Origin of the sequence: Advenella mandrilli (assembly GCF_016595155.1) — a bacterium.
Lineage (GTDB): Bacteria > Pseudomonadota > Gammaproteobacteria > Burkholderiales > Burkholderiaceae_B > Advenella > Advenella mandrilli.
In genome coordinates this window covers 333,845-345,770 of the sequence record NZ_JAENGP010000001.1, presented here as the reverse complement: position 1 = coordinate 345,770, position 11,926 = coordinate 333,845, and the positions used below count along the sequence as shown (strand labels likewise).

The window sequence follows — 11,926 nt, the reverse complement described above, 5'->3', positions numbered from 1 at the left end:
ACCAGCTTTCGCTGGTGCGGCCTCTTACATTCCAAGCGCCCACACTTATCGGCTGTTATATTGTTAAAGAGCATACAACATGACCCAACGGTCATGAGGCTGACATAAATCTGCTTTACAGTAGATCCTGTCGCATTCAGCTCAACCCGGCTTAAAACCCGAAGGCTTACCACACCAGACTGACTTGACTGCGTTGCTGTGTCAGCAGCAGAGAAACGAGATTATGAAGCATTGGGCTTTGTTTGTCAAGAACTTTTTTAAAAGATTTTAAAACCGTTCTTTTTAAACCACCTGACCAATTTTATAAAACCAACTGAACCAGACTACCTGCCTCACGTTGCCCGCATCTAAACCTAAATCATTTAAACCCGGACTTCGTTTCTTTTCGCTGCTTGGCGTTTTGGGGTAAACCCGTGATGCCGTTGCTGCGAAAGAATGAACTATAGCATGATGATTTCATTTTCTGCAAGCTTTTAGCTATTTTTAAACCAAGCAAAAACTAAAAAAACCTTAGCCTATTGATTTAATTGAAGATATTGAAAATAATTATTTGTTGTGTTTTTACACCACATCCATTGAGCTGCTGTTTTTCCATGCATGATCAACTTATTCATTAGACCTGCTGCCAGGTGATGGGCGACTGCCTGGCACTTGGACCGATCGCACCGCAACATCACAAAAACAACGGTGTGCCAATTTACAACAGACCTGTCTTCATTTATGCCCCCTCTTGCATGCCTTTCAATTTCACTCACTGGCCCGTAACCACTACATTAGTATTGGCAGCGCATACCCAACAAGCAATAATTCAACAAACACTAAATCCATAAGCAATAAGTAACGAGCAATAAGCAAAAAGGACAAGCAATTAAAATAACTGTTGTCCTTTTTACTTGCCCCAAACCACCAGGTGATGCTTCTAACTTCTACGATTACCGTTCATCAAGGATAAAAACTCTTTCCTTAGATCTGAGTCTTTTAAAAATGAACCGCGCATGACACTATTAATCATTTTTGAACCCATGTCTTTGACTCCGCGCCACTGCATGCAGAAGTGATCGGCCTCCATAACAACTGCCAAACCATCGGGATTCATTTTTTTAACCAGTAAATCGGCAATTTGCGTAATGGCCTCTTCCTGGATTTGTGGTCGCTCCATGACCCAGGCTATAAGTCGGGCATATTTGGACAAACCAATTAAGTTTGATTGCTCATTGGGCATGATACCCACCCACACTTTCCCCATGATGGGACACAAATGGTGTGAACAAGCGCTGCGGACCTGGATAGGGCCAACAATAATCAATTCACTTAATTTTTCAACATTGGGAAATTCGGTCGTGGCAGGCATAGGCCGATAACGGCCAGAGAACACTTCCTTGATAAACATTTTGGCAACCCGCTTTGCCGTTTCATTCGTGTTGTGATCTTTTTCTGTATCTATAACCAGGCTTTTCAGCACATCTTTAATTTTTTCCTGCACTTCCTGCTGTAACAGATCCAGCTCTCCGGGATTAATAAATTCGGCAATATTGTCATTGGCATGATAGCGGGCACCTGCAAGCTCAATACGTTTGCGAATATGATTGGAAATATAACTTGAATCTTGTGAGTCACTCACCGCAAAATCCTTTCTTTATGGGTTACACCGTATTCTGAATGTTAGTTTTTAACATACTTCAACTTGGGCATGTTCTCATGATAAGCTCATATAGAATATATGACCTCCAATAATACGCCAGACCACGAGAATACAAGCATGAGCGAACAAATATTAATCAACGTCACGCCTTTTGAAACCCGCGTCGCATTAATAGAACTGGGTGCCGCCCAGGAAATACATATAGAACGCACCAGCCAAAGAGGCAAAGTTGGTAATATTTATCTGGGCAAAGTCGTGCGTGTTTTGCCAGGAATGCAAAGTGCCTTTATTGATATTGGGCTGGATAAAGCCGCCTTTATTCATATTGCCGATCTTCGCGAAAACCGCTCATTGCGCAACACAGGTATTGCCTACACACAAATTGAAAAGCTGCTGTTTGAAGGACAAAGTTTAATGGTCCAGGTCATCAAAGATCCGTTGGGCACCAAGGGAGCACGCCTGTCAAACCAGATCAGTATTGCAGGACGCATGCTGGTATACCTGCCTCATGAACAGCATATTGGCATCTCACAAAAAATAGAATCGGAAGATGAGCGAAACACGCTTAAAGAGCGGGTCGTTTCCCTGATGAATCCCAATGAAAAGGGTGGGTTTATTGTCCGCACACAAGCTGAAGGCGCCACCGATGAGGAAATAAAGAAAGATCAGGAGTATCTTAACCTGCGTTGGTCCATGATCAAAGATGCCGTACAAAAGCAATCAGCGCCAGCCCTGCTTTATGAAGACCTGACGCTAGCCCAGCGGGTACTTCGTGATATGGTTGGCCCTGACACAAGATCCATTGAGATAGATTCGCGCAGCACCACACAGGCCCTGCTGGAATGGGCATCTATTTACACACCCGCAATAACAGGAAAAATAAAGCATTATGCGGGTGAACGCCCGCTCTTTGAAACCGCGTACGTTGATGATGAAATAAACAATGCCCTGTCACGCCGCGTTAATCTTAAGTCTGGCGGGTACCTGATCATAGATCAGACCGAAGCCCTGACCAGCATAGATGTAAACACGGGTGGATTTATTGGTGGACGTAATTTCAACGACACCATTTTCAAGACCAACCTTGAAGCCGCCGTTGCCATTGCCCGTCAATTACGCCTACGTAACTTGGGCGGCATTATTATTATCGATTTCATCGATATGGATAATAAAGAGCATCAGGACGCTATTTTGGCCGAGCTGCAAAAGGCGCTTGATAAAGACCGCACCAAAACAACCCTGAATGGCTTCTCCCAGTTAGGACTGGTTGAAATGACCCGCAAGCGTACACGGGACTCTTTGGCACACCAGTTATGCGAACCCTGCCCCACCTGCGAAGCCAAGGGTTCGGTACAAACGTCCCGCACGGTTTGCTACAACATTCTCAGGGAAATCCTGCGTGAGGCAAAACAGTTCAACCCCAAGGAGTTCCGCTTAATTGCCGCACAAAGCATTATTGACCTGTTTCTTGAAGAAGAAAGCCATTATTTGGCCACACTGGGTGATTTTATTGGCAAGCCCATTACCCTTGAGGTTGACAATACATACACGCAGGAAATGTATGACATTGTCCTGATGTAAACCGCTTAGCCGTGCCCGGGCTTGACCCGGGACTGCATCTTGATAATCCTGTCTTCAAGATGTGCAGAGGTCTGCAACGCAATCAAGGGGGTTTTCGAATTTTCATTTTCCTCCAGACGCAAAATAATGCTCTGGCCGTCAAATGTTTCCGGATCTGCCTCGATATCAATATATTTTTGCAACAGTTCATCGATGGACTGTTGCGCTTGCGCCAGGTAATAGTCTAGCGTATCTTCAGTTGCATTTTTGAAAGCATTTTCGATGGTTTTAGACAAGTCCCAGGTAAAAAACATTAAGGCGTTAGGGCCCTTTACCGAGGGGTGCTCATAACCCCATGAAGAAATCTCATGCTGTGCTTTTTCTGTCATTTATCTACCGTAAATAAAATATAAAATAATTGCCTGTAACGTATGAAAGTATAAAACAATGCATTTCAATTAATCTTCACGAAACTGCATTTGATATAAAGAGGCATACAAACCACCTTTTTTCAAAAGTTCGTCATGATTACCTGACTCAATAATCCGCCCTTGATCAAGCACAATAATACAATCGGCATTTTGTACTGTTGACAAACGGTGGGCGATCACAAAAGTGGTTCGCCCTTCCATGAGCAAATCAAGCGAAGCCTGTACCTGTCGTTCAGACTCGTTATCCAACGCCGAAGTGGCTTCATCAAGAATAAGAATGGGCGCATTTTTAATTAATGCCCTGGCAATAGCCAGGCGTTGCCGTTGCCCACCAGAAAGCCAAGCTCCATTTTCACCGATATTTGTTTGCAAACCGTTAGGTAGCGACTCGACAAACTCCGTCAGGTTGGCCGCCTTGATTGCCTCATTTATTTGCGATTCAGTGGCATCGCGATGTGAGCCGTAAGCCACGTTCTGTGCAATGGAACCATCAAAAAGCACCACATTCTGGCTGACCAGCGATAAATTGGCCCGCAAGCTTTTGAGGGTAACCTCATTGATATCGTAACCATTGATCGTGATGCGGCCAGAGCCGGGCTCGACAAAACGGGGAATCATGTTTGCCAGGGTGGTTTTCCCGCTTCCAGAACGACCTACAAAAGCAATGGTTTCACCCGATTTAACCTTTAAGGAAATATTAGACAAGGTATCGCGAGCTGCGTCAGGAAAACGAAAACACACATCGTTGAATTCAACCACGGCATCATTATTGATTTTCAGTTCTTGCTTGCCCAGATCATTTTCTTTTTCACCATCAATCAGCGAAAAAACACTTTCGGCAGCAATAAGCATTTTTTGCGCCTTGGAAGCCACATTGGTTAGTCGTTTGATGGGATCCAAAATTTGTGCCAAAGCCGTCACAAATGCAACAAAAGCACCGACTGTCAAGGTGCCGGCATTGCCCTGATATAAAGCGGTTGCTATCACCGCAGAAACCGCAAAAGAAATGCAGAGTTGCGTTAATGGTGTCATGGCAGCGTCGGCTGACGCCTTTCGCATGGCAAACTTCCTTAAAGCTGCATTGACCACTGAGAAACGGGACTGCTCGTATTCATAGCCATCAAACAATTTGACGACCCGCTGACCTTCAATACCCTCTTTCACCACATGCGTCAACTGGGCATTCATATTGATTGTTTGGCGGTTAATCCGGCGCAGGCGCTTGGTGAAATAGCGGGCAACCATAATGGAAAAAGGGAGAATCAGGAAAATAATCAGACTGAGTTGCCAGGACAAATACAACAGCATGCCTAACAGGGCAAGCACCACAAAAGTTTCACGCACAATAATCGTGAACACTTCTGTTGCATAATCCGTCACATCACCGGCATCAATTGTAAAACGGTTCATCAATCGCCCTGAGTCACCCTTCTGAAACTCGGTATCCGGCAAAGTGAGCAATCGTTCATACATATCGGATCGCATCCCAAGCAATACATTGTTGGCGATCCAGGCCAGAAGGTAGCTGCTAAGGAAGTTACAAATTCCACGCACCAGAAAAAGACTGATAATGGCAAGCGGCATCATCCAGATAAAATACGATTTTGCACCTGTAAACCCCTCATCCAGCAAAGGCTTCATAATATACGCCATGGCCGGTTGTGTTGCCGCCCCGAAGGCCACGAAAACCATAGCAACAGCGAGTGCTTTCCAATACACGCCCACCCGCTTGTAAATTTTCTTCCAGAGCTCTGGATTTACGGCATGGGCACCTTCCCGATGCTTTTGTTCGAATAAACTCAAGGAATACTCTCTTGTTAATCTGTCAAGCTTGGGATTTTAACGGTTTCAACATAAACATGCAGAAAAGTTTATGTTTTTGGCCAATCAGGATAAAATCCGTCAAATGAAAAATATATCTAGAATTTACCTGCGGCTGCCAAACTGGATAGGCGATGTCTGCATGAGCCTGCCAAGCCTGTATGCCGCCATGAACACAGGTTGTGAAGTGATTGTATGCGCCAAACCCTGGGCTGAAGGCCTGCTCAAGGGCATTGTGGGTATCCAGTTCCTGAGCCTGAGCGGCCAATGGCACGAAGACAGGAAAATCATCAAGTCGCACAAAAAAAACAATCCGGTAAAAGGTAAATCGGTGGGGCTTTTATTGCCCGACTCACTCACCAGTGCTTTAACGTTCAAACTGGCCGGCCTGTCTTCGGCCGGTTATAAAGACGATGGCCGCTCACTTTTACTAAAGTGGCCCTTTAACAAACCGTCCAACAACCTGCACGCGGTTGAATCATGGTATTACCTGACCCATAATGCTTTGCATAAATGGCATTTCAAGTCTGCCCCCGCCCCTGAAACTACACTTGCTTTGCCACTGAATGCCAGTGATACGCAAAAAGCCGATATCCTGCTACAGGAACATCGACTGAATGCGGGAAAATTTATCCTGATTGCCCCCACCGCAACGGGTAAACACAAAGGCAAAGACAAGGTCTGGCCCAAGTTTAAAGAATATACCCGCCATATGCAGACACAGGGATATACGATTGTGATGTGTCCGCCCCCCAATGAACGGGAAGCTGCCTTCAGAAATGCCCCTGATGCCCTATGCCTTCCTGCCGTTGGCCTGGGCGTATTTGTTGCCCTAATCAGCAAGGCAGGTCTGGTTGTCTGCAATGACTCGGGCGTTTCCCATCTTGCCTCATTAACCAGAGCGCCCCAGATCACCCTGATTGGTGTTACCGACCCAAAACGTACGGGCCCATGGTCCCAAACAGCCCATATATGTGGCAGCCTGGACAACTGGCCTAACCTGGAAGCAATCACCAAGCTGAGCACTTCCATACTCACCCCATCTTGAAGCAAGTATGAAAAGCTATCTCATTTCATTAATTATCCCACTGAATTTATGCGTTTTTCTCGTCATTTCCGGTACGCTACTGGTTTTTTTGAAACGAAGAAAAACAGGCGTACTACTGTGCTTTAGTGGATTATTTTGGCTTTTACTCTGGTCCCTGCCCATTACCTCACTGATTTTGGGGGGAATGCTTGAAAATCGTTACCCGCATCGAAACCTGGACTCGATTCCCGCTGCGCAGGCAATTGTTGTCCTGGGTGGAAACACGGCCAATAACCGGGAAAACTGGTTTGAGGAACTTAGCAATAATCCCTCCACCCATTCCCGAGTTGATACGGCCAGCGACCTGTATCATGCCCAAAAGGCACCTAAGATTATTGTATCGGGCGGAGCGCTTGCCGGAGAAATTAGCGAGGCCAAAGGCATGGCGGCAAAACTGGCTGCTAAAGGGGTGCCCAAATCTGCCATTATGCTTGAAAACGACAGCAAAACCACTTACGAAAATGCAGAGTTTACGGCTAATGAATTAATTCGCAATGAGATAAAATCAATTATTCTGGTCACTTCTGCTCTTCATACCCCCAGATCCATGGCGGTCTTTGACAGACTGGACCTGGAAGTAACCCCTGCTCCCAATCCCCCCCAAATTACCATTCCCGATGACCCCGGTTTCATTGTATTTTTACCTAATGCCAGGGCACTTCATGCCAGCCGGTCAATTATCAAGGAATACCTGGGGCTGGTGGTTTACTGGCTGCGCGGCTGGATATAACGGCTCGCCTTGCCCTCCCGCTCTGCCAACCAGATACGGTAAGCCGATTCCGTATCAAGGGCCAGTTTTTCAGTTGAAAACCCACCTTCATCATAAAGCCACAGGTGACCTGCCTGACTCATTTCTTGTCTTAATCCAGCATCAGAAATCAGGCGCTCCAGGGCATTTTCAAGAGCTGTCCTGTCTTTACTGGGCACTAAAATTCCGGTTTCTCCGTCCTTGAACATTTCAGATACTCCCCCCACATCAGTCCCAATAACGGGCAACCCACTCATTTGCGCTTCAACGTAAACCGTACCTGAAGCCTCCTGTTCTGTGGCTAAAGCAAAAATATCACTACCGGCCAATAAGTTGGGCACATCTTTACGATATCCCATTAAATGAACCCGGTCTTCAACATTTTTTTCTTTGATAAAGGCTGTCACCTGTTCATACGTAGGTGAACCCGCCCCGACCAGCACCAAATGTAAATCGGAATATTTTTCAAATAATGGCAACATGGTATTAATGAGAAAAACATGACCTTTTTTCTGGCGCATAACAGCAACACAAATCACGACAACCGCTGTTGCAGGCAAATTCAGCTCCTGACGCAAAGTGGATTGTTTGACAGGCGCCGGCGTAGCAACTGGTGAATAAATTGTTTTTACCTTATATTCGGGCACTCCTTTTTCCAAAACCATGCTTTTAACATGATTGCTAACCGTGGAAACACGATGTGGAAGCCAGGTATAAGACAATAAGGAACCAATGGGTGCCGCCAAATGGCGGGTTCGCACAATAAGCGGTGTTCTGGCCAGTCGCGCGCCCAATGCCGCAATCAGGGTATCTTTCCGGCTATGAGTATTCAACACATCAAATTTGCCCTGTTTCAGGATTTTCCTGAATGCCATGACACCCCTGATAAAATTACCCAGCCCTCCCATTGGCACCGTATGCACGGTAAAACCCAGGTCTCTCATGCGCTCAACCAGCTGGGCTTCCGGACGACAGGCCAATTCAATATGGTGCCCCCGTTCACGCATAGCCAGCATTTCCTTGAGAATGCGGTGTTCTTGCCCGCCAAATGAAACAGCTGCTTCAGCGTGCAGGATTCTTAATGGTTGATCTGTTACCGGTTTTGTATTACTCATTCGTAAATGACCTCGAATTCACCATATTGTTTTGTAGTTTCAATTTTTTCAAACAGCGTATCAGCCATGCGCACCCGCCATTCTTCGCCCAGAACAACTTCACAACGAAAGCCCTTGGGAGATTGCAAATTTAACTGAACCCGTACGCCAGGCACGCCATTTTCAGGCTCGGCCCGATAAGGATTAAGCAAGGCCTTGAGCGACGTCACACTAACTTCTTTGTTAAGGCTGATTTGCAGGCTTCGGGCTTTTTCCTCACGGGCCAGTTGCAGGTCATAAAGGTTTTCCACCGATATACGCAATACACCCGTGAATTTATTGGTCTTAACCTTGATCTGTGCAATCAATAACTGGTCGGTTTTAAGTCGATGCCGGTGCGTTTCATAGACAGAAGACGGACAGAGCACTTCAATTTGCGCCGTTCCGTCATCAACCAGAAGGAAATAAAGACGGTTTTCTCCGGATTTGGTTTCCTGTTTAAGGGTAAAGCTTCGAATGCCAATAAGCACCCCCGCTATCCACTGCAAATCACGCGACTCTTGCAATTTGGCCAAAGTACCCGGAATAAATCGGCGCACTTCATCACGCCATACCTCAAACAGGTGATGGCTAAAGAAAAAACCCAGGGCATTTTTTTCTTCAATCAGCTGGGCATGCAGGGACCATGGCTTGACCTTGCCCATTTCATGCTGAACAATTGTGCTGGAATCATCGCCAAACAATGACACTTGGTTAGCGCTTTTTTCGGCTTGGTCTGCCGCATCAATCGCATGAGCCAACGCACCCAGCAACGCCGAACGGTTGGCATCAATGGTATCGAATGCCCCGGCACGAATCAGCGCTTCCATGGTGCGCCGGTTGACGCTATGCCGGTCTACCCGCTTACAAAAATCATATAAATCCACGAAGGGTCCGCCTTCTTCACGGGTACGCAAAATTTCTTCAACTGCCCCCTGACCTGTACCCTTGACGGCACCCAGACCATAACGAATGGTTCTGGGCGGCTCTCCCCTTGCCGCGTATTCGTCAATCACAGGCTCAAAGCGGAAAACAGACTGGTTGACATCGGGCGGCAAAACAGTCAGTCCATTATCAACCGCATCACGCCAGAAAATCTGCACCTTGTCGGTATCATCCATATCCGATGAAATGGTGGCTGAAATAAACTCAGCCGGATGATAGGCCTTTAGCCAGGCAGTCTGGTAGGCAATCAGTGCATAAGCCGCCGAGTGACTCTTGTTGAATCCATAGCCGGCAAATTTTTCCATCAGGTCAAACAGCGTAACCGCCAGTTCACCGTCATAGCCCTTTTCAATGGCCCCTTTTTCAAACAACTCCCGGTGTTTGGCCATTTCTTCGGGCTTTTTCTTACCCATCGCCCGACGCAGCAAATCGGCGCCCCCCAGACTGTAACCACCAATAATCTGGGAGATCAGCATCACCTGTTCCTGATAGACGATCACGCCATAGGTGCTGTTTAAGGTGGACTCAAGATCGGGGTGGAAATAATCCACCGTTGCCCGTCCGTGCTTACGATTCACGAAGTCATCCACCATGCCCGACTCTAGTGGTCCAGGCCGATACAGGGCCAGCATCGCAATAATGTCTTCAAACGTACTGGGCAGCAGTTTCTTCAACAGTTCTTTCATGCCCCGGGATTCCAGCTGAAACACCGCGGTGGTGTTTCCTTCACAAAGAATCCGGTAAGCTTCGGGATCATCCAGCGGCAATGCCATCACGTCAAAGTCGCGCTGACTCTCGTTGAAGCGGCGCACATACCGTACCGCCCAGTCCAGAATCGTCAGGTTGCGCAGGCCCAGAAAGTCAAATTTGACCAGGCCAACATCTTCAACGTCTCCCTTGTCATACTGCGACACCACACTGGCGTCATGACCAGGCTGGCAATAAAGCGGGCAAAAATCCGTTAATTTACCCGGTGCAATCAGTACGCCACCGGCGTGCATACCAATGTTTCGCGTCAAACCCTCAAGCGGTCTGGCCAGGTCAACCAGCGCTTTTACTTCTTCATCGGTCTCATAACGACGCCTGAATTCCGGCTCTTCGGCCAGTGTTTTCTCAAGGGACCACGGGTTGGCCGGGTTGAACGGAATGAGTTTGGACAAACCGTCACACAGGGAATAGGGTAATTCAAGTACCCGCCCCACATCACGCACGACCGCCTTGGCGCCCAGCGTACCAAACGTGGCAATCTGGCTGACGGCCTCGCGACCATATTTATCTTTTACGTACTCAATGACTTTTTCGCGATTATCCTGGCAGAAGTCAATATCGAAGTCGGGCATGGAAACCCGTTCGGGGTTAAGGAACCGTTCGAACAGCAAGTCATAGCGAATAGGATCAAGGTCGGTAATCCCCAACGAATACGCGACCAGGGAACCCGCACCCGAACCACGGCCAGGACCTACCGGAACGCCATTGCTTTTACCCCAGTTGATAAAGTCCTGAACAATCAGAAAATAACCCGGGAATCCCATCTGGATAATCGTTTTACATTCCCATTGAAGTCGTTCAAGATAGGTGGGATACTGCTTTTCCCTTTCTGTTTTATCAGGATATAACAACGCCATCCGCTGGGCCAGCCCTTCTTCAGCCAGCTGAACCAGATAATCATCAAGGGTAATGCCGTCAGGCGTAGGAAATATGGGCAATTGCGGCTGACCCAGCACCAGGGTCAGGTTACAACGCTTGGCAATTTCAACTGCATTTTCAAGTGCGGTTGGAATATCCTGGAACTTACGTGCCATTTCTGCTGAACTGGGCATGTACTGCTCTTCGGTAAAACGCCTGACCCGTTTCTGATTGCCCAACAACTCTCCGTCAGAAATACAAACCCGGGCCTCATGAACCCGGTAATCTTCTTTCTTCAGAAACTGGATGGGATGCGTGGCCACTACCGGTAAATTGCACTCTGCGGCCAGCTTGACAGCATCTTGCACATAAGCTTCATCGGCCTCGAAGCCGGCCCGCTGCAACTCAATATAAAAGGCGTCAGGAAACAGCCCAGACCATTCTTTGGCCAAAGAACTGGCCAATTCCTGGTTGCCAACCTCAAGCGCCTGGCCAATATCACCCTGGCGACCGCCAGAAAGCATGATCAGGCCCGCCCCCATTTCACGAAGCCATTCTTTCCTGATTTCTGCCCTGCCCTTGTATTGGTTGTTAATCCAGGCCTGGGATAGCAATTCGCACAGATTATTGTAGCCCTGGTGGTTTTTAACCAGCAGCAAACAGCGGTACGGTTTTTCACGATCCTGATCATTGCTTAACCACACATCACTGCCGGCAATCGGCTTGATACCTTTGCCACGTGCACTTTTATAAAGTTTGACGAAACCAAAAAGATTGCCTAAATCGGTCACCGCCAGTGCCGGCTGGCCGAACTTGGCCGCCTGGCCAATCAGGTCATCAAGGCGGGCAATGCCATCGACCACCGAGAACTCGGAGTGGGCACGCAAATGGACAAATAATGGGGGAGTATTTTCTGAAGTCATGGACAGAATT

General features: G+C 47.4%; 8 protein-coding genes. 3 read left to right on the top strand and 5 right to left on the bottom strand.

Annotated features, from left to right (window positions below; genetic code table 11):
- Positions 1 to 919: 919 nt before the first annotated feature.
- Positions 920 to 1,621, bottom strand: a complete 702-nt coding sequence (folE, locus tag JHL22_RS01590; RefSeq protein WP_200233114.1) for a GTP cyclohydrolase I — start codon at positions 1,619 to 1,621, stop codon at positions 920 to 922.
- 138 nt (positions 1,622 to 1,759) lie between these two features.
- Here folE and rng point away from each other — a divergent pair, with 138 nt between their 5' ends.
- Positions 1,760 to 3,223, top strand: a complete 1,464-nt coding sequence (gene rng / locus JHL22_RS01585; protein WP_200233113.1) for a ribonuclease G — start codon at positions 1,760 to 1,762, stop codon at positions 3,221 to 3,223.
- 5 nt (positions 3,224 to 3,228) lie between these two features.
- On the opposite strand, the gene JHL22_RS01580 is transcribed toward rng, so the two are convergent.
- Together JHL22_RS01580 and msbA are read right to left on the bottom strand one after the other, a co-directional pair.
- On the bottom strand, positions 3,229 to 3,591 hold the full coding sequence (locus JHL22_RS01580) for a hypothetical protein (protein WP_200233108.1): 363 nt from the start codon (positions 3,589 to 3,591) through the stop codon (positions 3,229 to 3,231).
- Positions 3,592 to 3,660: 69 nt separating this feature from the next.
- On the bottom strand, positions 3,661 to 5,436 hold the full coding sequence (gene msbA, locus JHL22_RS01575) for a lipid A export permease/ATP-binding protein MsbA (RefSeq protein ID WP_200233107.1): 1,776 nt from the start codon (positions 5,434 to 5,436) through the stop codon (positions 3,661 to 3,663).
- 103 nt (positions 5,437 to 5,539) lie between these two features.
- Here msbA and JHL22_RS01570 point away from each other — a divergent pair, with 103 nt between their 5' ends.
- Together JHL22_RS01570 and JHL22_RS01565 are read left to right on the top strand one after the other, a co-directional pair.
- Positions 5,540 to 6,502 (top strand): glycosyltransferase family 9 protein, encoded by a 963-nt coding sequence (locus JHL22_RS01570; RefSeq protein WP_200233104.1) that lies wholly within the window; start codon positions 5,540 to 5,542, stop codon positions 6,500 to 6,502.
- 7 nt (positions 6,503 to 6,509) lie between these two features.
- Positions 6,510 to 7,271, top strand: a complete 762-nt coding sequence (locus JHL22_RS01565) for a YdcF family protein (protein WP_200233103.1) — start codon at positions 6,510 to 6,512, stop codon at positions 7,269 to 7,271.
- On the opposite strand, the gene JHL22_RS01560 is transcribed toward JHL22_RS01565, so the two are convergent.
- Together JHL22_RS01560 and dnaE are read right to left on the bottom strand one after the other, a co-directional pair.
- Positions 7,247 to 8,404: a glycosyltransferase family 4 protein gene (locus tag JHL22_RS01560; RefSeq protein WP_200233102.1), complete on the bottom strand. Its 1,158-nt coding sequence runs from the start codon at positions 8,402 to 8,404 to the stop codon at positions 7,247 to 7,249. The two genes, JHL22_RS01565 and JHL22_RS01560, sit on opposite strands and share 25 nt — an antisense overlap.
- Positions 8,401 to 11,916 (bottom strand): DNA polymerase III subunit alpha, encoded by a 3,516-nt coding sequence (gene dnaE / locus JHL22_RS01555; protein ID WP_200233101.1) that lies wholly within the window; start codon positions 11,914 to 11,916, stop codon positions 8,401 to 8,403. The genes JHL22_RS01560 and dnaE overlap by 4 nt, the downstream gene beginning before the upstream one ends.
- Between the last annotated feature and the right edge of the window lie 10 nt (positions 11,917 to 11,926).

What these genes read in the sequence shown, in the direction of transcription:
- rng (WP_200233113.1), top strand. Translation starts at nt 1,760, where the DNA reads ATGAGCGAACAAATATTAATCAACGTCACGCCTTTTGAAACCCGCGTC.
- JHL22_RS01580 (WP_200233108.1), bottom strand. Translation starts at nt 3,591, where the DNA reads ATGACAGAAAAAGCACAGCATGAGATTTCTTCATGGGGTTATGAGCAC.
- JHL22_RS01570 (WP_200233104.1), top strand. Translation starts at nt 5,540, where the DNA reads ATGAAAAATATATCTAGAATTTACCTGCGGCTGCCAAACTGGATAGGC.
- JHL22_RS01565 (WP_200233103.1), top strand. Translation starts at nt 6,510, where the DNA reads ATGAAAAGCTATCTCATTTCATTAATTATCCCACTGAATTTATGCGTT.
- JHL22_RS01560 (WP_200233102.1), bottom strand. Translation starts at nt 8,404, where the DNA reads ATGAGTAATACAAAACCGGTAACAGATCAACCATTAAGAATCCTGCAC.
- dnaE (WP_200233101.1), bottom strand. Translation starts at nt 11,916, where the DNA reads ATGACTTCAGAAAATACTCCCCCATTATTTGTCCATTTGCGTGCCCAC.